Source organism: Microbulbifer variabilis ATCC 700307, from assembly GCF_000380565.1.
In the GTDB taxonomy this organism is placed as follows: Bacteria; Pseudomonadota; Gammaproteobacteria; order Pseudomonadales; family Cellvibrionaceae; genus Microbulbifer; species Microbulbifer variabilis.
On record NZ_AQYJ01000022.1, the window covers coordinates 173,815 to 200,135 of the forward strand.

Annotated in this window: 13 protein-coding genes and 1 pseudogene; 8 read left to right on the top strand and 6 right to left on the bottom strand. The window is 47.2% G+C overall.

All coding sequences use genetic code 11. The annotated features are described in order from the left end of the window. The first annotated feature begins 95 nt into the window (after positions 1 to 95). The gene (locus tag G367_RS0104980) at positions 96 to 920 is read left to right on the top strand and encodes a sulfite exporter TauE/SafE family protein (protein ID WP_020412008.1); all 825 of its coding nucleotides are present in this window, start codon (positions 96 to 98) and stop codon (positions 918 to 920) included. Positions 921 to 1,113: 193 nt separating this feature from the next. Then, complete coding sequence (locus tag G367_RS0104985) at positions 1,114 to 1,950, top strand: sulfite exporter TauE/SafE family protein (RefSeq protein ID WP_020412009.1); 837 nt, start codon at positions 1,114 to 1,116, stop codon at positions 1,948 to 1,950. A gap of 97 nt (positions 1,951 to 2,047) precedes the next feature. Here the strand turns inward: G367_RS0104985 and G367_RS0104990 are convergent, their stop codons facing one another. After that, complete coding sequence (locus G367_RS0104990) at positions 2,048 to 3,580, bottom strand: peptide MFS transporter (RefSeq protein WP_020412010.1); 1,533 nt, start codon at positions 3,578 to 3,580, stop codon at positions 2,048 to 2,050. A gap of 378 nt (positions 3,581 to 3,958) precedes the next feature. Between G367_RS0104990 and G367_RS0104995 the strand changes: the two genes are divergently transcribed. The 3 genes from G367_RS0104995 to G367_RS0105005 all read left to right on the top strand — a co-directional run bounded on the left by G367_RS0104995 (position 3,959) and on the right by G367_RS0105005 (position 11,532). Beyond that, positions 3,959 to 5,089: a tetratricopeptide repeat protein gene (locus G367_RS0104995; protein WP_020412011.1), complete on the top strand. Its 1,131-nt coding sequence runs from the start codon at positions 3,959 to 3,961 to the stop codon at positions 5,087 to 5,089. A gap of 230 nt (positions 5,090 to 5,319) precedes the next feature. Beyond that, on the top strand, positions 5,320 to 8,154 hold the full coding sequence (locus G367_RS0105000; RefSeq protein WP_020412012.1) for a TonB-dependent receptor plug domain-containing protein: 2,835 nt from the start codon (positions 5,320 to 5,322) through the stop codon (positions 8,152 to 8,154). A gap of 372 nt (positions 8,155 to 8,526) precedes the next feature. Beyond that, a complete protein-coding gene (locus G367_RS0105005; RefSeq protein WP_020412013.1) occupies positions 8,527 to 11,532 on the top strand; it encodes a TonB-dependent receptor plug domain-containing protein in 3,006 nt (1,001 codons plus the stop codon). 77 nt (positions 11,533 to 11,609) lie between these two features. On the opposite strand, the gene G367_RS0105010 is transcribed toward G367_RS0105005, so the two are convergent. Then, positions 11,610 to 13,271, bottom strand: coding sequence for a tetratricopeptide repeat-containing sulfotransferase family protein (locus tag G367_RS0105010; RefSeq protein WP_020412014.1), 1,662 nt, complete (start codon positions 13,269 to 13,271; stop codon positions 11,610 to 11,612). 107 nt (positions 13,272 to 13,378) lie between these two features. Then, complete coding sequence (locus G367_RS0105015) at positions 13,379 to 13,669, bottom strand: hypothetical protein (protein ID WP_020412015.1); 291 nt, start codon at positions 13,667 to 13,669, stop codon at positions 13,379 to 13,381. Positions 13,670 to 14,632: 963 nt separating this feature from the next. Between G367_RS0105015 and G367_RS0105025 the strand changes: the two genes are divergently transcribed. After that, entirely contained in the window at positions 14,633 to 17,338 is a 2,706-nt protein-coding gene (locus tag G367_RS0105025) for a TonB-dependent receptor plug domain-containing protein (RefSeq protein WP_020412017.1), read from the top strand. A gap of 272 nt (positions 17,339 to 17,610) precedes the next feature. Beyond that, a pseudogene (locus tag G367_RS0105030) lies at positions 17,611 to 18,761 on the top strand (IS30 family transposase). Between the two features lie 444 nt (positions 18,762 to 19,205). Here G367_RS0105030 and G367_RS0105040 read toward each other — a convergent pair. From G367_RS0105040 to G367_RS0105055, 3 genes are all read right to left on the bottom strand, one after another. Beyond that, positions 19,206 to 22,103, bottom strand: a complete 2,898-nt coding sequence (locus tag G367_RS0105040; protein WP_245556657.1) for a TonB-dependent receptor — start codon at positions 22,101 to 22,103, stop codon at positions 19,206 to 19,208. 126 nt (positions 22,104 to 22,229) lie between these two features. Beyond that, the gene (locus G367_RS0105050; RefSeq protein WP_020412021.1) at positions 22,230 to 23,291 is read right to left on the bottom strand and encodes a FecR family protein; all 1,062 of its coding nucleotides are present in this window, start codon (positions 23,289 to 23,291) and stop codon (positions 22,230 to 22,232) included. A gap of 282 nt (positions 23,292 to 23,573) precedes the next feature. Then, complete coding sequence (locus tag G367_RS0105055; RefSeq protein WP_020412022.1) at positions 23,574 to 24,092, bottom strand: RNA polymerase sigma factor; 519 nt, start codon at positions 24,090 to 24,092, stop codon at positions 23,574 to 23,576. 235 nt (positions 24,093 to 24,327) lie between these two features. Here G367_RS0105055 and dnaX point away from each other — a divergent pair, with 235 nt between their 5' ends. Then, entirely contained in the window at positions 24,328 to 26,271 is a 1,944-nt protein-coding gene (gene dnaX / locus G367_RS0105060) for a DNA polymerase III subunit gamma/tau (RefSeq protein ID WP_020412023.1), read from the top strand. Positions 26,272 to 26,321 lie beyond the last annotated feature (50 nt).

The window sequence follows — 26,321 nt, forward strand, 5'->3', positions numbered from 1 at the left end:
CATTCGCTTCGTACCACTCGGCTCTAAATCTCTCAATACAAATCTGCTTTGCCTTAGTTAGGACGACCTCTGGCTATTCGAGGGACGGGGGATATATGGAAACAATACTGATTTATCTATTGGTTGGGGCGGTGGCTGGCACTATCGCTGGCCTATTTGGTGTTGGTGGCGGCCTGATTATTGTTCCAGCGCTGGTACTGGTTTTTACCGCTATGGGAGTCTCGCCAGAAATTCTGACCCATATGGCTGTTGGGACCTCACTTGCCACGATTGTTATTACTTCTATTAGTTCTGTACGAGCCCATCACAAGAGAGAAGCTGTGGATTGGCAGCTGTTCAGGAAGATGACGCCGGGAATACTGCTGGGCTCTTGGCTGGGAGGGATGACGGCGGAACTATTACCTGGGGCCTGGTTACAGTTATTGATAGGAGTCTTCGCCATTGTGATTGCCGTCCGTATGTGGCTGAGTGGCCTCCGCCATGGCCAGGTTGAGGAGGGAGTTGGTAATCCTCCAGTTGCTCCTTTGCTGGCTGCTGCCGGCGGCGTGATAGGTTGGGCCTCTGCAATTTTTGGTATTGGCGGAGGGTCCCTCACCGTACCTTTTCTTTCCCGGTGTCGTGTACAAATACAGCGCGCGGTTGCTACCTCTGCAGCTTGCGGGTTACCAATCGCTTTAGCTGGGGCGCTGAGTTTTACGGTGCAGGGGTGGGATAATAGCCAGCTGCCGAGCTGGAGCAGTGGATATATCTATTGGCCCGCTTTCCTGGGAATCGTCGCAACCAGTACCTTGTTTGCCCGTTTTGGGGCCAATTTGGCTCACTGTCTTCCGGCAAAGTGGTTAAAACATGGCTTTGCTGTTTTACTTTGTATGATAGGCGGGCGCTTTATTTGGCTCAATAGCAGCTTGCTAACCTCTTAGATACTGGCAGATTTTAATGGTAGTTTCCTCTTGAAGCGATTTGGTTGATTGGGGGGATCTTAAGATTCTTTTCCTTTGGCAGAATCAGGTGATCCCGTCTTATTATATCTGCCTACTTATCTGTTTATGGGCTCTAAAATATTCACTAACATCTGTCTCGGTGCGCTATTAGTAGTGACTAAAATGAAGCATCATGGAGATGTTTTTTATTTATTTATTGCTCGGTGCGGTTGCTGGGACTGCAGCAGGCCTCTTGGGAATTGGAGGAGGCCTGATTATTGTGCCGGCACTGGTACTGATTTTTTCTGCAATAGATATTTCTCCTAAGGTCCTAACCCACATGGCCGTGGGGACTTCTCTGGCGACAATAGTCGTAACTTCAATCAGCTCAGTGCGAGCGCACAACGCAAAGGGCGCAGTAGACTGGCACTTATTTTGGCTGATGACCCCGGGAATACTTTTGGGGTCCTGGCTGGGTGGTGTGACTGCAGACTTATTGCCTGGTGCTTGGCTACAGCTCTTGATAGGTATTTTTGCCATCTTAATGGCAATACGCATGGGATTGAGTGGCTTGAGAGCTATGCCTCTAAAGAACGGTAATAGCCGGTTACCATCTCGATTTCCCTTAATTTGTTCTGGTGGGGTAATTGGCTGGTTAGCGGCCATTTTCGGAATCGGAGGTGGGGCTCTGGTAGTACCTTATTTATCTCACTACCGGGTCAAGATGCAGCATGCTGTGGGAACCTCTGCGGCATTTGGGTTGCCTATCGCAATTTCGGGGACTCTCAGTTTTGTTGTGCAAGGATGGAGTAATAAGTTGCTGCCTAGCTGGAGTAGTGGCTACATCTATTGGCCCGCATTTTTGGGTATTGTTTTAACCAGTGTGTTCTTTGCCAAAGTAGGAGCGAGCTTGGCGCATAGGTTTTCAGCTGAGCGATTGAAATTGTGTTTTGCTTTACTGCTCTGTGTTATCGGGGGACGGTTTATTTGGCAAAATTTCAGTTTGCTAACAAATGTTTTAGCTAATTGACTTCAATTACTGGCAATCAACTATCTCGGTTAGCCTTTAAATGAAAGCCGCTGTTTCCAGCGGCTTTCATCAAACTGGACTCAGTTTAAGGCGTCTCTCATGCAGTTTTTGTTTCCACTTGGGATTCTGCCGCCTGCTGACTTTCATTGGTGTCACTTTCCCAATACTTGGATTTCAGGCTGATCAACGCGAGGATAATACCTACGCCGATGGTGAACAGGCTGATTTGCAGGTAAAGGTCGGGCATTTCTGCAACATTACTAGGATCGAAGTGTCCAGCCAGAAGACCCGAGAAAATATTGCCGATGGAATAAGTTAGGACAAAGACTCCCATCATCTGTCCAGCGAAGCGGCGCGGAGACAGTTTGCTAACAGCACTCAATGCTACCGGGCTCAGGCAGAGTTCGCCAACAGTATGCAGGAAGTAAGTTGTAACCAGCCAGTATGGAGCGACTTTAAGGCCATCAGCGGCATATTGAGCCGCAAAGAACATCACCAGGAAGCCGCTTGCCATAATGATGAGGCCAATTGCACACTTTAGCCCATAGGATGGCGTGATCATCCGCTTACCAAGATTAATCCATAGGGCGGCGAAGAAAGGTGAAAGGGTAATAATAAAGATGGAGTTGAAGCTCTGCAGCCAAGATGCCGGCATTTCAAAAGAGCCGATAAGGCGGTCAGTATAATCACGACCAAACAAGTTTAGAGATGAGCCGGCTTGCTCGAAGCCTGACCAGAAAAAAGTAGAGGCCACACAAACCAGGAACAGGGCCCACATTTTCTTTTTTTCGGAACCGCTCAACTTTCCGCCGAAGTAAATGAAGCCGAAGTAGGCCAGGAAAGTTAAAGTAAAGGCCACCGCGACATATTGAGCCATGACCGTTGGATTAATAACGATAGTGCCATTCATGGCAAGACCGGTGATCAAGGCCACACCGACAGCGATTACTCCGATGATCCGCCATGCAAGCTTGGCCTTTTCTGGAGCTAGAGGGTTTTCCGGTGCCAGGCTCGCATCACCCAGATTCCCGATTGTCCTACGGTATTGGATAAGACCGATCGCCATACCGACCGCTGCTGCACCAAAGCCCCAATGCCAGCCAACATTCTCACCAAAATATCCACAAATTGCATAACCGAGAATCGAACCAATATTGATACCCATATAATAAAGTGCGTAGCCACTATCACGGCGAACATCATCGGGCTGATAGAGGTGACCGACCAGGGCACTGATATTGGGTTTGAGTAGACCAGTACCGCAAGCAACCAGAATCAGGCCAATAAAGAAACTGCTATCTGTAGGGATTGCCAGAACGATATGGCCACACATGATAATAATGCCGCCATACCATATGGTCCGCTGTCCGCCAAGGAGGCGATCCGCAATCCAGCCGCCAGGCAGGCCAAGGAAGTAGACAGCGCCAGTGTAAAGACCATAGATCGCCGTAGCAGCAGCGACAGTGAAGGCTAAACCTTCTTCTTGCAAGCTGGCGGTCATAAACAGTACGAGCAGAGCGCGCATACCGTAGTAACTCATCCGCTCCCACATTTCAGTGAAGAACAGTGTGGAAAGCCCTTTGGGGTGGCCAAAAAAGCCCCCTCCATTCTGATGTGTATTCGACGACATAAGCTGAATTTCCAATTGTTATAGCTCTAGTAGGGTATGCAGGGCATACCGGGTACATCTCTATTGATCCCGAGCAGTTGCTCGCTTTGACCATGCGGTCATCTCGTCTATTCAGGAGAAACTATACCCCCTCAAGTATTGATTCGAGATTCTTTAGCTAACTAGTTCTTTTCCTTGCCATAAGAAAGCCCTTCTCATGGAATTAGAAGATAGAAGCTTGCGAGCTAGCCCCCAAAGCAATTCCTGAAGTTTACCAGTTGTCTAATTTACAGGCGAACCGTTGTCGGATTATTTGGTGAAATGGAAATTGGGCACTTCCTTTACTCTCAAAATAGTGGTAAATCCTGTTTGAAAACCTATTTCAAGGGGAAAATAACAATGAAAGCCCCATTGCTGCTTAGCCTGATCCTGTTCTTGGCTGCTTGTTCAAGCTTGCCCTCTAAAAAAGATAAAGCGGAGATAGACCTGACCTCGGCCTTGAGCGGGGAGGCAATACTTGGGTATCCGGTCAGCCTGAATGAGTTGCCCTCAGAGGATCTTCTTTGGCTATCTCCCGAGGTGCGAGATTTTTTGGCGACTCTGGCTCCTGACTCTGATTCTCGCCACCGCCTTGCCGCTCTGATAAGGGCCTTCGAGGAGCGAGAGTTTCTGGTCCAGTACGATGAAAACAGTACGCTTTCGGCTATGGAAACCTATCGCCAGGAAAGAGGTAATTGCCTTGCTTTTACGTTGATGATGGTGGCTATGGCTCGGGAGTTGGGAGCGGAAGCTTACTTCAATCAGGTAGAGGTTCCACCAGTTTGGAGTCATGATGAGGCGGAGACCTTTGTACTTTACCGCCATATAAATATGGTTTCTGAAAGCCTCCGTGGCCGCCGGGTAGTCGACTTTAATCTGGCTGCCTATGACCCAGTCTATAAACAGTTCGAGCTGGATGACACCACAGCCTTTTCGCTTTATTACAGTAATCGGGGAATTGAGCTGATGCGTGCAGGAGAGCGGAAGCAAGCTTTTTTGCACTTGCGAAAGGCGGTGGAGATGAGCCCGGAGAGAAGCGACTTGTGGGCTAACCTAGGTGCAATGTACAGCCACTTTGGATTCCTCCAAGAAGCGGAGCAAAGTTATCGTAAATCCTTGTTCCTGAAGAATAATAATCTCACCGCAATTAGTAACTTAGAGCGACTTTATCGCTTCAAGGGTGAAGAGGGTCTTGCTGATATATATGCCAAGCGTGCTCGCTTTCATCGCGAGAGAAATCCTTATTATCTCTACTATCAGGCTCGGGAAGCCTACGAAGTTGGCGAGTATAGGCAAGCCGAGAAGCATTTGCGCCGTGCTGTTTGGCGGTATGAGGGCGATCACCGCTTTCACTTTCTTTTAGGGTTGGCAAGGTACCAGCTTGGGAACATGGCGGCATCACGAGCAAGCTTTGAAGAGGCCTTTTCTTTGGTAACTGGGCCATCTACTGCGAAAGCTTATGAGCGCAAGTTGAATTTACTTTTGAAGTAGGGGGTTTTGTACAGATTGTGACTTGTCACAATTGAGGGAAGTGTTCAGAGATGCAGGTTAGCAAGGTAAGCACTTTTTTTGAGTTTTGGGTAAATTTTTATTGAGGGGGGGAGTATCTGGTTCGTCTCTATCTACGTTGGGAGCTGAAGTGGCCATGGGGGTGGTTGCTTCATGAGTAAACTCAAACGTATCTAGTAGGGCCCAGCCCTACTCTAGAGAGAGATAAAACAATGAAAAGGAATATCCTTTCGTCTGCAATCAAGACAGCACTTGGAGTATCTGTAGTCCTTGGAGCAACTGGCCAAGCTTTTGCCCAGGAATCCGCGGATGCAAATGACGCGACACTGGTTGAGGAAGTAATCGTAACCGGTTCACGCATCACCAGATCTAACCTGGAAGCTGCTACACCAATCACAACCGTAAACTCTGAGAGTATCGAATTCTCCGGCATGATAAACAGTGCTGACGTTCTGCGGAGTCTGCCGGCAACTGGTGTGTCAGGTATTTCTAGTAGCAACTCTAACTTCTTTACTTCTGGGGCTGGTGTCAACACCGTTGAGCTCCGCAACCTGGGTGAGGATCGTACCCTTGTTCTGGTTAACGGGCGCCGTTATGTTTCTGGTGTTGCAGGTACATCAGCTGTTGACTGGAACACTATCCCTACTGAGCTAATCGAGCGCGTAGAAGTTATTACTGGTGGAGCATCAGCTATCTATGGTTCTGATGCACTTGCTGGTGTAATCAACGTTATCCTCAAGGATGACTTCGAGGGCCTGAGCATCACCTCCTCGCATGGTGAAACAGTAGAGTTTGGCGACGACCAAACGGATCGTTTTAACATCACTGCTGGTGGCAATTTTGATGACGGTAAAGGTAATGCCGTTATCTCTATGACCTACACCGATCAAAAAGGTGTTTTGGCGCGTGACCGTAAGAATACTGAAGTTGACGATATTGCTACTTGCCGCTTGACACAAAATATCGACGATTGTCAGGATAGCACCGCTCCTTTTTACTCTTCTTACTCTGAGCACGGCCGCTTCTTTGTCCCATCCACAGGGGATTCTTATGTAGTTGATGGTGGCCAAGTTGTTCCTTGGGACCAGGAGAAGTATGGGTTTAACCGTCAAAACTTCCGTCGCTACACTATACCAACAGAACGTTACCTGATTAGCTCTAACCTGAACTATCAGATTAGTGACTCTCTGGAAGCGTTTATCGAGACCACCTTTGCCCGCACCGAAACGCAGAGTGAAATCGAGCCATATCCACACAGTAATGAAGATTTATTTATTACTGGAATCTCCGTTGATAATCCCTTCGTGCCTGATGACCTGCGCGCTGCTGTAGTAGCTGAGGGTGACGACGTAATCGAATATTTCCGTCGTACCACAGAGCTGGAGCAGCGGGGCAATTTTGCGGAGCGTCAAACTTTCCGTGGTTTGATGGGTCTGCGCGGTGAGTTCAACGACTGGAATTGGGATGCTTATTTTGGTCAAGGCCAAATGCAGGATAGCCAGCGTGGCACAGGTCAGCTTAATATTTCCAACTTCCGAAATGCGTTGAATGCGACCGTTGATGGCGATGGCAATATCGTATGTGCAGATGCCGCTGCAGTAGCAGAAGGGTGTGTACCAATTAACCTGTTTGGTTATGGTGCCATTTCTGCGGATGCAGCAAAGTACGTAACTGCTCCGTCAATTCGCGACCAGCGCACCAAGCAAACCTTTGGTGGTATCAACATAAGTGGCGAACTGCTTGAGTTACCTTCTGGCCCCTTAAGCTTGGCAGCTGGCCTTGAGTACCGTGATGAGTACGCGGCAGATTTCCCTGACGCCTTAACTCGTACCGGTCAGAATGCCGGAAACAAAGAAGAGCCTACTGAAGGTAGCTTCGATGCTACTGAGTTGTATGTTGAGGTAGAGGCACCAATACTCTCGGGTCTTCCTGGTGTCCAAGAGTTGAGCGTCGGCGCTGCATATCGTTATGCCGATTACAATACTGTTGGCAATACCGATGCTTACACTGCACGTTTTTCATGGATTCTTAATGATGATCTGCGAGTTCGTGGCCAGTATGCACGCGCTGTACGTGCCCCAAATATCAGTGAACTTTTTGCACCCGGTGGAGAATCCTTTGGTGCAGTAAGTGATCCTTGTAATGGAGTAACTGCATCTACTACCGGCACTATTGCAGAAAACTGCCGTGCTATTCCTGCTGTAGCTGCTCGAATTGCCGATCAGGGTGTGTTCGACTTGTCACAGACTGAAATCCAAGGAACAGGTGGTTTCGTTGGTAAGGGCAACGGTAACTTGGATCCTGAGACCTCTGACAGTTACACCTTAGGTGTGGTGTTTGATCGTGACTTGGGTATTGGTAGCCTGTCTGTTTCTGTTGACTGGTACAACATCGAAATTGAAAATCTAATCGATACTGTTGGTCGTCAGACTTCTGTGGATTTCTGCTACAACGCTACTAGTTATCCAAATAATTTCTGTGATTTTGTTGTCCGTGATACTTCTGGCGCTGACTTCCAGTTGGGTGAAATTACTGAAGTAAATTCCGGCTATATCAATGAAGGCTCCCTCGAGACCGAAGGTGTGGATGTCCAGGTTCAGTGGGGCATGGAGTTAGGTAGCGGCCAGTTGGATCTCTCTTTAGTCTATGGCCATGTAATTGATTACACTGAGACCAAGTTTGGAGAAAGGGATGAGCTCGTAGGAGAGGTTGGCCTTTCTGAGAACGAGTGGGTTGCGACAGTTAATTACTCCTTGGATCGACTGATGGTACAGTGGGAGACCTCTTTCATTGGCGATGCAGTGCCTGACTTGAGTAATGACCTGTACAATTTTGAGGTGGGCACTTATGTCTCTCATGACCTGTACGCTTCTTATCAGTTCACTGATAGCATCAGCGCAAACCTCGGTATTAATAATGTCCTGGATGAAGAGGCTCCGGTTATCTTGAGTGGTATTCCGGGCAATACAACCGGGCACGATACTGCTGCTGCTGTCTACAATGATATTGGTCGCAGTGCATTCGTGGGCGTTCGTATGGAGTTCTAACCCTCTTTACTGAAATCGCTAACAGCGGGCCATAAGGCCCGCTTTTTTATTTTCCTCTCCTCTAGAGCCCTCGCTAGTACTTGTTTTGGTTCCGCTTCATCTAGGGCTTAATTTTTAGCCATCTCTTTCCTTTCCATAAATATACTGCTTGCTAATGCGAAGTGCGTGATTCTCTGCTTAGGTGAATTATTTTTCCTAGGACAAAAGTGACTTTTACGAATATAAGGGCAAGCCCGAATTTATTGAGGTTTTCCTGGTTTAGACCGTCCAAGAACTGTTGGGAAGAAAGCAGCCACTTGGGGGTAGTTGTTTTCATGACACGTCAAAAATGACAAAAAACAAATAAGTCCAACGATCAAGAGAGGATTGACCATGAAGAAGAATCTCCTATCTGTGGCTGTAAAGGGAGCCCTTGGCTTCACTGCAGCGGCAATTATGGTTCCAGCTATGCCAGCTTTTGCCCAAGAAGATGCGCAAATGGTGGAAGAGGTTGTTGTAACAGGCTCCCGTATTGAGCGTGCGAATGATGTGAGTGTTAGCCCTGTAACTTCCGTTACTGCTGAAGACTTAAAAGCAACGGGGGTTGTACGTGTAGAAGATTTGATTAACGATCTTCCGCAGGTTGCTGCTACTCAAACAGCTGGGCAGGCCAATGGTTCAACTGGTACGGCAACGGTTTCTTTGCGTGGGCTCGGCTCCCAGCGCACACTGGTGCTGATTGATGGTCGCAGAATGCCGGCAGGTTCTCCACTGCAGGGTGGTTCTGGTGCTGACTTAAACCAAATCCCTGGAGCTTTAGTGGAGCGGGTTGAGGTACTTACAGGTGGCTCTTCCGCAACTTACGGATCTGATGCAATTGCTGGTGTTGTCAACTTCATCATGATGGATGATTTTGAGGGCGTTCGTTTCGAAACCCAAACAAGTGTGTATCAACACAATAATGACAACAGCAAAATGCAAAGCTTGGTCGAATCTAATGGATTTGATGTGGCTGATGGCAGTGTGACCGACGGGGAAACCAATGATTTTTCCCTGATTATGGGGGCCAACCTCGATAACGGTCGCGGCAATGTAACAGCTTATGCGAACTACCGAAAAATTGATGCAGTACTACAATCTGACCGGGATTACAGTGGCTGTAGCCTGGATGGAGGCCCTGACAGCTTCGAGTGTGGTGGCTCCTCAACAGTTCCTTGGGGGCGTTTTACTGATTTTGGGGGCAATGAGGGAGATAATACAGAGGGCTTTGACTACAGTCTTGATGGGACTGGCTTCACTAACTTTAGCCGCCTGTATAATTATGGCCCACTGAACTACTTCCAGCGCCCTGATGAGCGCTGGACAATGGGTGCTTTCGGTCATTATGAAATCAATGAGAAAGCTGAAGCTTATGCTCAGCTGATGTTTACGGATGACCGTACCGTTGCACAGATTGCCCCCTCAGGTGCTTTCTTCGTTACCGATGATTTGTATTGCGGCAACCCCCTTCTTTCTGAAGAGCAGTTCCAAGCAATCTGCGGCGTTTACGGCTTAACAAAAGATAATTATGTTAGTGATCTAACAGTTGTTAATACTGATCCAGACACAGGCCTTCAAACTTTTAATCCAGGTAAGGTATACATTGGTCGTCGAAATGTGGAAGGTGGACCTCGTCAGGATGATATGCGTCACACCACTTTCCGTGGCGTGTTTGGGCTGCGTGGCGACATAAACGATAGCTGGAACTATGATGTTTACTATCAGTATTCTGAAGTTAGTTTAGAACAGACTTATCTGAACGATATGTCTGTAACTAATATTCGCCGCGCGCTGGACGTTCGTACTGATGATCGTTTGGATGCAAATGGAAACCCCCTTGCAGAAACATACGGCCAACCTGTTTGTCAATCTGTTATTGATGGTTCTGACCCCAACTGTGTGCCCTGGAATGTATTTCAAGAGGGCGGTGTAACTCAGGAAGCGATTGATTACTTGGTCTTGCCACTTTATGCCCGTGGTACGACTGATCAGGAAATTATCTCAGGATATGTGACCGGTGATCTGACGGATTACGGCTGGAAACTCCCCAGCGCAGATAATGGTATCGCTGTAGTAATGGGCCTGGAAAGTCGCCGTGAGAGCCTGGTTTATTCTCCCGATGCTGGTTATCAGAATGGTGAGGGTGCTGGACAGGGTGGACCAACATTGCCTGTTGACGGCTCTTTGAGTGTTAAAGAAATTTTTAGTGAGATGAATGTCCCACTCATCAATGGAATGCCAGGTATTGAATACTTGGGATTAGAGCTAGCTTACCGCTACTCCGACTATTCTACAGATGAGCAGACTAATACCTATAAAATTGCAGCGGACTGGCAGCCTACTGAAGACTTAAAACTGCGTGGTAGCTTCCAATCAGCTGTTCGTCATGCAAATATTCGTGAACTTTTTCGCCCCCAGTCAATACAACTTTTTGATATGACTGAGGACCCTTGTGGATCTCGCACTAAAGATGGCCAGCCAGTTGCGCCTTCAGCAACTCTTGAGGCCTGTATGAATAGCGGCATTACTGCAGCCACCTATGGTAATTCAATAGATTCACCCGCTGGTCAATATAATTTTATTGGTGGAGGCAACCAGGAGTTGACACCAGAGGAGTCTGAGACTCTTTCATTTGGTTTTGTGTACTCTCCTTCATTTGTTGAGGGGCTGACTGTCAGTGCCGACTACTTCAATATTACTGTTGAGGATGCAATTGCCAATATTCAGCCAGAAACCATCTTGAATAAGTGTCTGGAAACTGGTGAGGCTCGATTCTGTGATTCTATTAGCCGCGGTGGTAATGGTAACTTGTGGATTGGTGAAGCGGCTATTACAGCGGTAGATGTCAATATCGGTTACTTTGAGACTGAAGGGGTTGATATTAATGCAAACTATGGCTTTGATATTGGAAGCTATGGCGCAATTGATATGAACTTGATTGCAACATACCTCACAAAGTGGGATCAGCAGGAGTTTAAAGGCGAGCCAGTTGAAGAATGCGCCGGTAATTGGGGCAGTTCTTGTGGTACACCCACTCCAGATTTCGTAAGCACCTTACGTACAACGTGGTCTACCCCTTGGAATTTGGATGTGGTTGGTAGTTGGCGCCATATTGGTGGTGTTACTGATCTTGGTGCAAATGAAGCAGACTTTGATGCAGTTGACTACTTTGATTTAGCTGCTTCTTGGGCAGCTTCTGAAAATTGGACCATTCGTGGTGGTATTAATAATGTTTTTGACAAGGAGCCACCTCTAACCGCTGATGCAGGTTCAAGTATTTTTGGTAATGGTAATACCTTCCCAGGAATCTATGATGCACTTGGACGTTATGCATTCTTAGGTCTGACAGTGGATTTCTAAATTTAGAAGCTAGATTTAGAAGTTAAAAGGCGCGGCATGATATGCCGCGCCTTTTTTGTTGGTGTTTTAGAATAGATTTAGCTCTTATATTTATTTAAGATTTTTAAATGCTTGCTGTAATAATTATTTCTTCCCATAGAGGTGCTATACAGAGGGTTGCGGACCTGCCAAATACTGGCTGTTTTCACATAATTTTTCCTTTGGGAGAAGTCTAGGCAGCTGGACTCCCATGGTAACTCTAGAAATCTCAGAAGTTCTCTAGTTGTGATTTCAGAATTAGTTACAAGGTTCTCGTAGTTGATTTCATAGATATCATTTGGGAAAAGATTCTTCCAGTGATCCATTAAGTCAATATGTTCGCTGTAGTAGTGTGCAATATGTTCCAGGTTTACTGAATAATTAAAATCTGGCCCCATTTGTTGGAAGAAAATTGATAGGCAGTTGTCTAAAAAGTTTCTTGTTGTCCATACTATTTTCGCTTTAGGAAAAATTTTTTTTATTAATCCAATGTGGAGGAAGTTGTCAGGCCTTTTGTCTGTGATATATTTTTCGATTGGAACAGGTCTTTTTAATTCTTTTATATAGAGTTTTGATAAACTATTGAAAAAGTCTTGTTTTTTTGTCTTCAGGATTGGAGGGTATAGGCTTCCCATCTTTTTAACCTGTTCAGGTATAAATTTTATTTCTCCACCTGGGGAGACTTGAGAGTGGCCACTTAATATTTGTTCAAGTAGGGTGGAGCCTGAACGGAACATACCACAAATAAAGATTGGAGTGATACTGCTATTCCCTGATCCCTCTGGGATGGAATTATCTTTAAAAAACACATCTTTCAGTGTGTTTGTTTGCCACTCCTGTAGTTTAGGGTCGTAAGGTGGGATTCGTTGAGCACCTAAGGCATTGGCTTCGCAATAAGTTTTAAATGCTGCATCATACTGGTGGCAATCATCAAGCAATTTTCCTAGTGCGAAATTTAGTTCCTCCATGTTAAGGTTAGAGAGCCTACCAGAATCTAAGGCTTTTCTTATATTGTTTATACGAGGGTCCTGGATGCTGTCGGCATGGTACATATATGATAGTCGAGCGAGAGCCAAACTGCATTTTGGATCGACTTTCAGGGCTTCGTGATATATTTTAGTTGCTTTCTGTTTGTCGCCTTGTTCTTCAAACAGAGCGGCAAGGTTTAAAAGGGCGGGTGTATATTCTCTGTTTTTATTTAGTGCAAGCTGATAACTGTCTTTGGCTTTATCCTCTTGTCTTAGTTCAGAATAAATGACCCCGATATTTGTGTAGACCTCTTCCGGATTTGAGATCCCCTTGCTCAGAGCTTTTTTGTAAAAGGATAAGGATTCTGAAAGTCTGTTTTCTATTTTTAAATGGTATGCGAGGTTGTAGACAATGTTTGGGGAGCACTCTGGCGTTTGTTGGATGTAATAGTTTAGAGCCTGTATAGCCTTATCGTTATATCCTTGTGACTGAGCTAGCTTATATGCTTCGGCCCAATAGCTTGTGTCATTTTTTTTTATTGAAGCAAGAGAAAATAAATGATCTAGGGCCTTATCCTTTCTGCCAAGCCTCAAAGTAAGTTTGTATAGCTCCTCAAGAGCCAAAGTTTTCAAGTTGTTATCAGAGTCTTCTAGAACCCTCAGTAATTTAGCCTCAGCTGCTGTATATTGGTGCTTATTAATGAGCTTTTTGGATTGTTGCAATTCACTAAATGAAGCCTGAGGTTTAGTCATTTGAGTTGTCCACAGCAGATGATTGAAAAAAAGGCGCTTACACAAGCGCCTTGGTGGATGATCAATTTTTTTGAAGCTTCTGCCCCAAAAACTTTAGTTGGTACAAATTATCCACCTTCAGGATTGCCTAAAACCCCTTTACGATTTTGGTTATTTACCATGTTGGATGACTCGCGAGACATCCTTTTCCATTCTTCCGCTGTCATGCATGTTTTTTGCTTAAACCTGGAGCCGGTAATTGCTCTTGATTTACAAATCAGTTGATTGCTGGTGTTACTCTCGACTTCATTTGTATTTTGGCTGGATGGCGCAATGTTTTGGCCTTGTTGTTGCTCACTTGCGCAGCCTATAAGTAGCCCCAATCCGAAAAAAACAGAGATGAGTGATTTTTTTCTCATTAGATATTTCCAATTATCTTAAACAAGTCCATGCTAATGCTTAAATAAAGGCGGATCTATTATAAGGCCACCAATCGTTGAGGTCACCCTAAGGCGGAGAAAGGAACGATTCAGGGGCAGGCTAATTAAGAACTATATTGCTCATGTTAATAAAGATGGTAAAACCGGCTGGTTCTAATAACTGATTCTTTCTTAATGGTCTTGAAGTAAAAACTTTCGATATTTATTGCGTAAAGTGAAGTTCCTCTTAATTTTCGATCATTCTCATGGTGAGCGGCACTCTTTTTTAATTTTGGCTTTTATCTTTTTGGTTGATGTGTGTTTCCACTAGTGGTTTTTGGGGGTAGAGGTCGGAATGTGATAATAAGCAGGGGTTTTTAGGTTGGTCTGGTGCGTTCTGAGCCTAGGGGGCAGCGTGAGCTGACTGTAATGAGGTTTGTCAGTCATGTGTGGTAAGTGATATAGGTTCATAATGATACAGATCGCTGCCTCCTTGAGAATAATCTCATCAAGAGGACTCTTTAAGTCCTGGCTATACAGTTTCATGTTTTCATTCTAGAGAGATCGATAAGCCCTGAATTGGTAGAGGACCCTTTGCTCTCTCACCCCATTTCCCCACAAGCTCCCCCTAATATGAGTAAACCCGGGGCTAAATCTTGCCAAAATAGCCTTCAATCAGCTTATCTTGGATAGCATTGGGCTTAAGTGTTTTTATACTAATAAAGCCCTATATTTCGCAATATAAAGCTAATTTTAGACTGCTAGATAAGTATGTATATCTGATATCGAACGGTATATGTACTAAATATCTTTTTGTTTTTAATCACAAGCAAGCCAACCTTGAACAAAAAAAAGTCACAATAGTTCCATAAATCTCTTCAATGCTTTAAAGTCAGGTACGTTCTTTAAGAATGCTAATAGATAAAAGCAGTTTAAGTACCTTAAGTATAAGAAGGTTCCACTATGATCAAGACCAAACTGAGCGTTGCCATTGCAGCACTGGGCACGATCGCCAGCACTGGCGTATTCGCCCAGGAATCCGTCCCCGGACCAGAGGTTGAAGAAGTAGTTGTTACTGGTTCTCGCATTGCGCGTGACCCACTGTCCACTACTGGCCCAATTACCCTCGTTGACTCAGAAGCCATCCAGCGTTCTGGAGTGGGCACCATCGACGAACTGTTGAACCAACTACCGTCCATGGGTACCACCGGTATCAACGCCAACGATAATAATGGCGGTGCTGGTCTTTCATTCGTGGACCTACGTAACCTGGGTTCAGCGCGTACCCTGGTACTGGTTAATGGTCGCCGCTTTGTGTCTTCAAGCTCAGGCGTGAGTTCTGCTGTAGATATGAACAATATCCCTGTAGACATGATTGACCGGATTGAAGTGCTGACTGATGGTGCCTCTGCGGTATACGGCTCTGACGCTGTGGCTGGAGTTATCAACGTAGTATTGAAAGACTCTTTCGATGGTGTGCGTATAAATGCCCGTGCTGGTGCTACTGAAGCTGGTGGCGGAGAGAATGGCGAGCTGTCTATCACTTTCGGTAAAGAGTTTGATCGCGGACAATTCATCGGCAACGTTACTCATAGTAAGCGCGATGAGATCGCTTACACCGACCGTGACTGGGCTGGCCTACAAAGCTCTATGTCCCCGACTGGCAATATTTTCACCAACTACGGTGCTTTTAGTGTTGGTGAGGATGGTGAAACGCTTGGTGATTACTCCTCCTACGACATTGGCCAGTACATGTGGCTGTCCGGGTCTATGGAACGTACCAGCTTTACAGGAAGCGGCACCTTCTCAATTACTGACTCCATCGAATTCTATGGAGAAGGTTCTTACACCACTAAAACTACCAATCAGCAGCTTGCTGCTCAGCCGATGTATGCAGGCAATGGCCTGAACATCACTGCTGACCATCTTTCAGCAGAAGTCCAGTCTCAGTTGTCCGACGCTTGGCAAGCGGCTGAAGATGCCTACCAAATTGAGCTCGCGGCATATAACGCAGCTGTTGCAGAGTGGGAAGCCCAGGGCAGCCCTGATGACCTGAAGCCTACTGAACCAGAAGCCACTCACGGGGAAAACTGGCAAGACGGCCTCAGTGATGTGCGCTTACGCCCGGTTGCTGGTGGTACTCGCGACTCTGAGCAACAAACTGAAACTTACCGAATTCTCGGCGGCTTGCGTGGTGATTTCTCCAATGGCTGGGGCTGGGATGCGTTCGTGAGCTACGGCAGAAACGAAGGTGATAACACCGTTGGCAACTCCATCAGCAAGACGAAAGTTCAGGAAATTCTTGATGGTGTAAGCGGTATTGCAGAGGAAGATATCCAGTTCCTCGGCGGCATGAGCGGTGAAGTTATCGACTACATCAGCTACACCGATCGTGAAGACAACGAATACGATATGCTTAATGTCGGCGCCAGCTTGACCGGAGACATCGAACCTATTCAGTTCCAAGGTGGAGCTTTAGGTTTTGCTGCGGGCGTTGAGTATCGTAAAGAGTCTGGTGAGTTTAATCCGAGTGAAGAAACTCAACTTGGTGAGACCTTTAGCAACCAACAAGATGCCACTTCTGGCGACTTTGCGGTAACTGAGGTATTTGCAGAGTTCAACCTGCCAATCCTGTCTGGTGCCAAGTTTGCTGATGAACTCTCCGTTGACGCTGCTGTACGTTACTCTGACTATGACACCTTTGGCGGTCAGGCAACTTATAAGCTTGGCGCTGTATACGCACCAACAGAAAACCTGCGTTTCCGCACCAGCTTATCCACTGCATTCCGTGCTCCAGGTATCTATGAACTCTATAGTGGTTCTGCTCAGAGCTACGAGTACCTCATCGATCCCTGTGATACCAGCAGCAACAATGAGGATGGGCAGGGTGCAAACTGTGGCATGGTAGGCGCAGGCTTCACCCAAGCAGGCAATCAGGTACCAACCAACATCGGTGGTAACGAAGATCTGCAGCCTGAAGAATCTACAAGCTTCACGGCTGGTATCGTATGGACCCCGGCTTTTGCTGAAGATCTGTCTATCACCCTTGATTACTTCAAAATTGAAGTCGAGGATGCAATCACTTCAGCTGATACACAGCAAATCCTGGATGACTGCTACCGCGATGGCAACGCTACAGCTTGTACGCTGGTACGCCGCAGCGACAGTGGCCAGATCGAGTATCTGGAAGGCTCCCTGATGAACATCGGTGAGATCAACACCAGCGGTATTGATATCGATGTAGTTCAGAACTTCCATTACGATGCGGGTAAATTGGCTCTGCGTGCCCAGGCAACTCACCTGCTTGAGTACGAAGAGTACAACTCTCAGACAGACCAGACCACTGACCGGGTAGACTACATCGGCACTACCAGTGAGGCTTACACCAAGTGGCGCGGCCTTGCCAGTGCAACCTGGTACGCTGACAACTGGGACTTTGGAGCTGACATTCAGTACATTGGTGATGGCCACAGCCCATACATGGACATGCCTTCCCACACTTATCTGAATTTGAAAGCAGGCTGGGATGTAAATGAGTCCATGCGCCTAACCGCTGGTATCGATAATGTGACCGATCGTGAACCGTCTACTACTTCAGGTAGCGATTGGAACGGCACTTACGACTTCCAGGGCCGCTACGCCTGGGCTGGTGTTACCTATCAGTTCTAAGAGCTGTTAAAGCATCATATTAAGGGGGCTATTTTAGCCCCCTTTTTATTGCTTTGATTTTTGTTAATTTCTTAGAAAGATTATCGGTCAAATACTACGAAGTTCTACATGGTTGTTTAAAGTAACCTAAACCAATATCAATTTATTGGCCTCAGTGACGCTTTTTATTGAGGTTGAGTTTCTTTACTTTATTCTCCTAATCTAAGTACCTGTAGATTCAATTGATCAGTGCAACACCCCTGTAGGAATATGGCCTATCGGGGGATCATTGAATGAAGCGCATATTTACAGCAGAAGAAAAGGAGTGGATTTTCGACGCTTGGAAAAAGGGCATTGGCTTTTGTGAAATTGCCAATGCCATAGATTCTAAGTCAGGAACCATTTTTACTGTTTTGAGAGATACTGGCGGAATTAAACCAATATCCAGAAAGCCATCTCCTCAACACCTCACATTAGCCGAACGCGAGGAAATACGTGCAGATCTTTCTGCAAAACAAAGTATTCGAGTAATCGCTCGCTCCTTGAATCGGAATCCATCCACAATCTCGCGTGAGATTCAGAGAAATCGGGGGCGACGATACTGTAAAGCAGTAGACGCAAACAACCGTACAAAACGGATGGCAAGGCGTCCCAAGCCGTATTTGCTGGAGCAAAACTCGAGGCTAAAGAAGCTTGTTTTGGAAAAATTAGAGTTGAACTGGTCTCCAGAGCAGATATCGGGTTGGTTAAGGAAGACATATCAGGCTGATGAATCAATGCAGATATCAGCAGAGACTATCTATAAAACACTGTACTTCCATGTGCGTTCAGCACTTCATCATAAGCTAGTAAAGCATTCGCGTCGATCTCACAGTCTTCGTCACAGCAAACAACATTCACGTAAAGGCGAGCGCGGTACTATCAACATCTTCAACGGTATATCGATAAGGGAGCGTCCTCAGGAGATACAAGAGCGATGTGTTTTAGGTCATTGGGAGGGTGACTTAGTGTCAGGTTCAAACAACACTCATCTCGCCACGCTTGTGGATCGAAAATCGCGGTTTACGATCATTCTTAAATTGAAAGGGAAAGATGCGACTTCTGTGAACCAGGTGCTTGTTGCTAGGTCTAAAAACTGCCAAAAGAGCTTTGCCAATCACTGACGTGGGACCGAGGAATGGAGTTGGCGAAGCACGCTGAATTTAAGGAAAATACAGATGTTCCTGTCTTCTTCTGCGATCCTCAGAGCCCTTGGCAAAGGGGAACGAATGAGAATACCAACAGTTTAATCCGTCAGTACTTTCCAAAAAAGACATGCTTGGCGCAGCATACTCAGAGGAAACTCAATCAAGTTGCTAACGATCTTAATAGCAGGCCAAGAAAAACACTGAATTTTGCGACACCAAAGCAGGTTATTAAACAGGGTGTTGCCTTGACAGGTTGAACCCACACCTGCTTTTTCCTTGTCGGTGGTGTGATTGATAGAATATTAGTGCCCAGCCAATTGTTAGAATTGCCTTTAATGATCGACACCTAGGTTTTCCTCGCTTTTTCTTTAAGTTCTAAATAAAAGAGGAAGTGCTTATTGTTTTATCTGATGTAGATTTCACACTTTTTTGGGTAAGGGAAAGGTTGTAAGTGTGGGATGTATACTAGCCTTGAATTGAGTTTAATATACTTGGTCATGAAATTGTGGGCTTAAATTTTCGATCCTAATCAGGGCTGTTGAAGTTATTTTAATAGCGTTATAGCAATGGGTTAGGGTGATTCGTATTGTAATGCTATCTAATTCTTCTATTAGGTTGTCGGTTGATGCTTCAGGGGAAGGTGTTCTTCTGGAGGCGTAGTGAATTGCATCTTGGTACGTAACTGGGAGGCTGGCTATAAGTCAGAATTTGAATGAAATATTACCAAATAAAAACCGGCCAGTTAAATCATATGTGCGATAGTCAAAATTATTATCTGTAGCGGTAATAGTAAGAGGAGGGGCGGTGTCGAACAGGTTTCTTATTCCAAATGAAAGTTTATAATTTGATGCGACAGAGAAGGCAAATTGTAAATCGTGTGTAGACCAGCTATTAATTTTTCGATCTACAAATGCATTACCCTCAACATAGGACTCCCTCATTTCTCCTACGAAGTGTACAGTGTATCCGGCTTCCCATTGATTTCCAGTCCAATAAATCCCTGCATTAGCTTTCCAGTCGGGAAGAGATCCCGCTCCACCCTTTGCAGTATTTACAAATAATCCTGCTAAGTCTTCCTCAGGCAAGCTCGGGGCACTTTGGTTTAGGTAGTGCAGCATGTGGCTCAGGTTCAGAGCAAAGCTAACTTGGCCGATACCCTCTGGATTTACCACTTGGCGGAGGGCAATATCGTAGCCTCTTATATGGCGGCTTCCTTTATTGATACGCGTGGCTAAGATTTTTGTAATTTCACCATTTTCATCCCTAATAACTTTTTGATCAAAGGTTCCCATGTAAGCATTTTGCTCGACTAAAAACTGCGGACTAGCACCGATCACTTCTTCTTGTCGTATGTCGTAGAACTCAATAGTTGCGTTAAGACCTTCAAGTTGACTTGGGGTCCAGCTGAGACTGGCGAAGAGGCTTTTTGATGTCTCTGGCTTCAGGTTGGGGTTACCACCAAACTCAGTTAGGTATTGGATTCGAGCGCTGTCTGATTGTTTTAAGCATCCAATTAGTCTGTCTGCATTCTGACCCGTACATGGATCTAAGATAAACTCCTGACTCTGATAACCCTGCTGGTACATATCGGTAAGAGTTGGGGCCCTAAACCCTGTAGTAAAACTGGCTCTCAGCTGCAGGCTCTCTGTAGGGTGCCAGCGAATAGCTAACTTAGGGTTATGAGTACTGCCAAAGTCACTGTAGTCGGAAAGTCTTACTGCGCCATCTAGCCATAGTTTACTTTCTTGTATGGGTATCGAAACTTCTGCGAAAGCTTCTCTGATGGTACGGGACCCTTTAGCTGAGCCAGGTGTATAGCCTCCAATGAATGAAAGCTCCATGCTGTCATTGGAGTTTGAGGTTAAGCCCTCGTGTCGAATTTCAATACCCCCTGCTGCTAGTATTTCCCCTGATTTTATTTGCCCTAGTGCACCATCAGAGACAAAGGTTAGTGACTCCATGCGTGAATGGTTCCGGGTGGAGCTTTGGTCACGGATGAAGTCCAGTTGCTCCTCGTTGATGCTGCCACTTGGACCTAGAAGATTTACAGGGGTACAGCCGTTATTTGTGCTGCAAACATCAGGCCCCTTTAGCCCCAGGGAGAGAGCAAAAGGATCGATTAAGTTACTGATTTTCTCGGTTCTGTCGGTATGGTGAAAAGCTGCGCCGAGTTCCCATTGCCACTCATTGTGTACACCTTTCAGGCCTCCGTTAAAACGCCAGGTTGTTGCATGGTTCTCTTGGATGCGGGGCCCTAGTTCAATGATTCGTTTCCGGACGTCAATGACATCTTGATTGAAAGGGTTGTAGATGTTGTCTGCTGTTATAGTCAATTCACCATTATCAAAGCGGGTGAATACCGGGGTGGGAGCGTTGGTGGCTTCTGCTGAGGTGTGCAGTCCCATTATTTCTGCAAAAAGCTGAGTGTTCTCACTTAAATCGAAGCTGGTGGATATATAGCCGGAGTTACTTTCGACAGGGGTTATTGCAGAAGTGTAGTCATTGTAGTTGTACCTCTCCTCAAGAGACCAATCCTGGTAGCTCCCACTTGGGGCGTTGGTAAGTACCTGATTTCTGCCTAAAGCAATAAAGCCTTCAGGAATTGCAGATGAACGTTTATCTGTACCGCCATCCCCGCGGCTATCCGCTGACTCTGACAGGCTGCGATCGCGGCTCATCACCGATCCCTGTCGATAGTGTGCCAAGCCTATCATCAGGTGACTGCGCTCCCCTTGCCGTCCCCAGGTTAGGTGGTGGGATTCAGTCTGGCGGTCATTTTCATATGCTTGGCCGTAGTAGCTATCGACAGAGAGTCCCTCGAAGTCCTTGCGGAGAATGATATTGATAACCCCGGCAATTGCATCTGATCCATAGATAGCTGATGCGCCGTCTTTTAGGATTTCAACGCGCTCAACCAGAGACAGGGGAATGGTGTTGAGGTCTGTAGCCTCACCGTTAAATCCATCTCCTATGATGCGGCGGCCATTGATCAGGACTAAGGTATTGCTCGCAGGTAGGCCGCGTAATGATACTGTTGCCGTGCCGTTGTCTTCTTGGCTGACTGATGTGCTGGTGGAGTTGCCGGATACTGCCGGTAAGAATTTTAATAAGCCCGCAATTGTTTGCGCCCCTGTAAGCTCAAGTTGCTCTCGGGAAAGTCGGTCGATAGGGGCGTAACTATCAAGCTGGTAATGACGCAGGTGGCTGCCCGTCAGACTTTGTCCTGTAACAGTGACTTCCTCTGTTGGGAGAATGGTTGTGCCTAAGGGGTCTGGTGACTGCTCTTTGTTAGGTGTTATCGCAAAAGAGCTTGGGCCAATGCGCTGGTAGGTGAATGGAAGGTCCCGCAATAACTGCTGTAGTATGGGTTCGAATTGGCCATCATCACTTGTCAAGGTCTGCTTGGGTACCGCATAGCGGGATGCAGATGAGGTTTGCACCAGAACGGAGACCTTACACTGTTGGCCTAATGATATTAGGGCCTGGGGAAGCGACCCTGCTGGTAGTTGGATTTTGGGTTCTGGGCAGGCGGCATCAGCTGTACCAGTATTTGGTAGCAGCAAAGCCAGAGAGAAAAAAGCCCAGTGCTTTAGCTTCAAAGAGGGTGCCCGTGTTTATTGTATTCAGTGCCATAGCTGGCACTGAAGTACTTGTTACTATTTTATTAGTGGGCGGCAAATTGTAATTTGCACAATAAACAACCGCCAAATTAAGACGGTTATAACCTAGTTGTGCTTTGGGGACAAGATAGTCAGGTTAGAGTTACTGCGGTCTTGCTGAAGTTGTAAGGCTGTTGCAATGGCCTCTAGGGTATTATCAGGGTCAGAAACGGCGAAAGTACCAGAAACCAGACGCCCCTCTACTTGTGGAGTGGCAGCTACAGGTACCGAAAGATAACGATTTAACTCCTCTAGGGCCTCTTTTAGTGGAGTTTTCTCAAAAACGAGAAGGCCGCGGGTCCAGTCAGTTACTTCCTCGGGAGAGGTCCTACGGACTTCGCCAAGGCCTCGATCAGTAATGCTGACTTTCTGGTTTTTGGTTAATTTTACCGACTCTGGGGCCAGTCCGGGGCTGGATTCTGCCTCGCTTACTGATACTGTACCTTCAGTGACAGCTACCCTGGTGCTCTCCGGGTTGAGCTCTACATTAAACTCCGTCCCAAGTACGCGAATATTGGCACCGCCGGCTGAGACAGTGAATGGTCGGGAAGTTTGTCGGGCAACTTCAAAGAAGGCTTCGCCGCGAATTAGTTGGGTCTGCCTTTCGTTTCGGCTGTAGTTAATAAGCAGCTTACTGTTGGAGTTTAGTTTTATTTCTGACCCATCAGCTAGGTTTATCGTTCGAATCTCACCAAGTTCGGTGGTATAGACTTCCTGCTTGGGTTTTCCTGTATTAAGCCACTCTAAACCGACCAGGGCAGCGAGAAATACGCCACAGGTAGCTAGCCCACCACTGAGGATCCACTGCGGCATACCCCAACTGCTACGCATTGACTTCTTCGAGGTCCCAAAATTTTGCTTTCTTTCGTGAGTAGAATCAGCTATTTGTGGCGCTGGAGTGCTTTCTGGGAAGAGCTGGTCAACCGGCATATGTGCAAGTGCACCTAGGTCACCCCATAGCTCTGCAATTTCCTCAAAGGCCTGGTGGTTCTCACTCGACCCGGACAGCCAAACTGCAAAATCACGCTTATCAGCTTTACTGACGACATCAGAGCGTAAGCGCGCAACCCAAGCGCAGGCCTGATCCAGGCTTTCTTCGCTTAAGTTTTGTTGTGCGTTGATATTCATGCTTGCTCTGATATTTCGTGTTTCTGGCTATTCAGTGAGACTGTCGTGCCTAAATTTGTGGTGCATCTTACTCAAATTCCGCTGATTTGTGTGATGCATGCGGCTCAAACTTTCCATTTGCGAAATAATCACAATGTACTCGATCACTTTGTCAGCAAAATATTCTGAAAGTGCCCTGATTGGCAGGGTTGTTCAAGCTTTAAGTATCTTCCTTGCATTCTGAGACGGCTGAGCAGATTCCCCCCTCAACAAAATTTTGAATTCTTGGGGGATCGCAGAGATTTAGTCGACCTTCTTTCTACAGGCTTTTAGAGCCTGTAGAATATATTTCTCCACACTACTGACCGAAATATTCATTTCTCGTGCAATTTCACTGTAGGAAAGCCCGCGGGCTCTATGTAGCAGGAAGGCCTGGCGACATTTGAGTGGCAGTTTATCCATGGTTTCGTAGATGGACTGAAGCTGTTGACGTGCTGCGAGAACCCTTTCCGGGGATTGATGGTCAGCGTGATCATCGCTGTGGGGCTCCCCATCAAAGGGAACTTGCTGATTGATATATTCCACATGCAGCTTGCCCCGGCGCAGTTGATCGACAGCCAGGTTGTTGGCAATTTGATAGAGGTAAGCGCGGGGGTTGTCCAGTTCCTTTTCGTCGCTGAGTTTTTGCAGGCGCAGGTAGGCGTGTTGTGCGATATCTTCGGCATCATCTGGACTTTTAACAATGCGTGCAACAAACCGTACCAGGGCTTGGCCGTGCTCGGCAAACAGCTTTTCCAGAAGCGTCTTCCTGGCCTTATTCATTACTTATCGTGATCCCCGTACCAAACTCGCTGTAGTTATGGACTGATTGTTCTAAGTGCGAGTTGGCGCACAGTTATAACACAAGCATTGCTTTGGCTACGAGTGGCACGATCGATCTCTTTAGGTTGCTGTTGGTGACCGGCTATGCGTAGGCGCCTATGCCGGTATAATGGCGCCCGCGCAAGTGGCGCACGATGATCGATTTTGCAGAGGTGTGCCGAGCACCGGAGACTGGATGAGCTATCAAGTACTGGCACGTAAGTGGCGCCCACGGCTATTTCGGGAGATGGTAGGGCAGGAGCATGTACTCCAGGCACTGATCAACGCCCTGGACAACGGCCGCCTGCATCACGCTTACCTATTTGCCGGTACCCGGGGGGTGGGCAAGACCACCATAGCTCGAATTCTAGCCAAGTGTTTGAACTGTGAAGAGGGTGTCAGCTCTGAGCCCTGCGGCAAGTGTGACACTTGCATGGAGATTGCTGATGGTCGCTTTGTTGACCTAATTGAAGTGGACGCGGCATCTCGCACCAAGGTAGAGGATACCCGTGAACTGCTGGAGAATGTTCAATATGCTCCGACAAGAGGGCGCTATAAAGTTTACCTGATTGATGAAGTCCATATGCTCTCCAATAGCTCCTTCAACGCCCTGTTGAAAACCTTGGAAGAGCCCCCTCCTCATGTGAAGTTTCTTCTCGCCACAACAGATCCGCAAAAGCTGCCGGTCACTGTGCTATCCCGCTGCCTGCAATTCAAACTAAAGAATATGAGTCCTGAACGGGTGGTTGAGCATTTGCGCTTTGTTTTGGAGCAGGAGCAGGTACCTTTTGAAGAGGGGGCCCTCTGGCACCTTGGGCGCGCTGCGGACGGCAGTATGCGAGATGGCATGAGTCTTACCGATCAGGCGATCGCTTTCGGAGCCGGAAAAATTAGTGAGGCTGAGGTTCGAGGTATGCTCGGTAGTATTGATACCGGGCTGGTGTGGAAGTTACTCCAAGCTCTGGCTGATGAGGATGCCGTAGCGCTGTTTGCGGTGGTTGCAGAGCTGTCCCAACAGGCACCCGACTACGGCGCTGCGTTAGCGGAGATTGCAGATAACCTACATCGCTTGGCAGTCGCCCAGGTTTTACCTCAATCGATGGATAATTCTCTTGGGGATGGGGAGCGGCTGAAGACTCTTGCGGCTCAAATAGCCCCGGAAAATATACAGCTTTATTACCAGATGGCTCTGCATGCCCGCCGCGACTTGCCTCTGGCCCCAGACCCGCGAAGTGGTTTCGAAATGGCGTTGCTGCGTATGTTGGCATTCCGCCCCCAAGGGGTAGCGGATATCCCCAGGAAGGCACTTCCCGTGAATGAGCGGGAAGGGCAGGGCATTCCTGAAAAGGTAGAATTACAATCTAGCTCCCCAATAGTACGGGAGGATGCCGAGGCAAAAAAGTCTGAACTGACCTCGCCACAGCCAGAGGTTGCGGCGGAAAAAGTGATACCTGTTTCCGGGGAACAGTTGAAGCCAGTTCAAGCAGACGAACAACCGGTGCTGAAGGTTGCAGGAGAGCCTGAGCCGGACATACCTGAGTCCGAGATCACTCCGGGCCGTGTGGATGAGGAGCTACCCTCTCCCGAGATTGAAGCAGGAGTGTCATCGCCGAGCCCCCGTGAAAATGTCTTGGCTGAGCTTCGACAGCGTGTAGCGGAAGTGGAGTCGACCCCGGTAGTTCCCGCACAGCCGCAGCAGAGGCCAGCAGTGGTAGCCACCGAGGTGCCAAAAGCGCGCCTTGATGCGCTCACTCCAGGCAGTTGGCCGGCGATGTACCAGCAACTGGGAATCAGCGGGATACTGCATTCTATCGCCCAGCACCTTGAGCTTGTGGGGCGCCGGGACAATATACTGTCCTTTACCTTGGATGAATCCTATAGCAGCCTCTATGACGATGTGCATCAGAGGCGTCTCGGAGATCTGCTTGGAGACTTCTTTCAGCAGCCGGTGGTGGCGCAGATCCAGGTTGGCTCGGTGCAAGGCGGTACACCTGCGCGTTTGGCAGCCGCGACCCGTGAGGTTCGCCTTGTCGCTGCCCGTGAAGCGCTGACTACTGATCCTTTGGTTCAGGAGCTTCAGGCCGAATTAAATGCGCAGTTACTGCCAGACTCCGTCGAATCACTAGTCGAAGCAGATTAATACAATATTGTATGCCCGGTTTTTATTTGGGTGGTTACATGAAACAGGAA

What these genes read in the sequence shown, in the direction of transcription:
- G367_RS0104980 (WP_020412008.1), top strand. Translation starts at nt 96, where the DNA reads ATGGAAACAATACTGATTTATCTATTGGTTGGGGCGGTGGCTGGCACT.
- G367_RS0104985 (WP_020412009.1), top strand. Translation starts at nt 1,114, where the DNA reads ATGGAGATGTTTTTTATTTATTTATTGCTCGGTGCGGTTGCTGGGACT.
- G367_RS0104990 (WP_020412010.1), bottom strand. Translation starts at nt 3,580, where the DNA reads ATGTCGTCGAATACACATCAGAATGGAGGGGGCTTTTTTGGCCACCCC.
- G367_RS0104995 (WP_020412011.1), top strand. Translation starts at nt 3,959, where the DNA reads ATGAAAGCCCCATTGCTGCTTAGCCTGATCCTGTTCTTGGCTGCTTGT.
- G367_RS0105000 (WP_020412012.1), top strand. Translation starts at nt 5,320, where the DNA reads ATGAAAAGGAATATCCTTTCGTCTGCAATCAAGACAGCACTTGGAGTA.
- G367_RS0105005 (WP_020412013.1), top strand. Translation starts at nt 8,527, where the DNA reads ATGAAGAAGAATCTCCTATCTGTGGCTGTAAAGGGAGCCCTTGGCTTC.
- G367_RS0105010 (WP_020412014.1), bottom strand. Translation starts at nt 13,271, where the DNA reads ATGACTAAACCTCAGGCTTCATTTAGTGAATTGCAACAATCCAAAAAG.
- G367_RS0105015 (WP_020412015.1), bottom strand. Translation starts at nt 13,669, where the DNA reads ATGAGAAAAAAATCACTCATCTCTGTTTTTTTCGGATTGGGGCTACTT.
- G367_RS0105025 (WP_020412017.1), top strand. Translation starts at nt 14,633, where the DNA reads ATGATCAAGACCAAACTGAGCGTTGCCATTGCAGCACTGGGCACGATC.
- G367_RS0105050 (WP_020412021.1), bottom strand. Translation starts at nt 23,291, where the DNA reads ATGAATATCAACGCACAACAAAACTTAAGCGAAGAAAGCCTGGATCAG.
- G367_RS0105055 (WP_020412022.1), bottom strand. Translation starts at nt 24,092, where the DNA reads ATGAATAAGGCCAGGAAGACGCTTCTGGAAAAGCTGTTTGCCGAGCAC.
- dnaX (WP_020412023.1), top strand. Translation starts at nt 24,328, where the DNA reads ATGAGCTATCAAGTACTGGCACGTAAGTGGCGCCCACGGCTATTTCGG.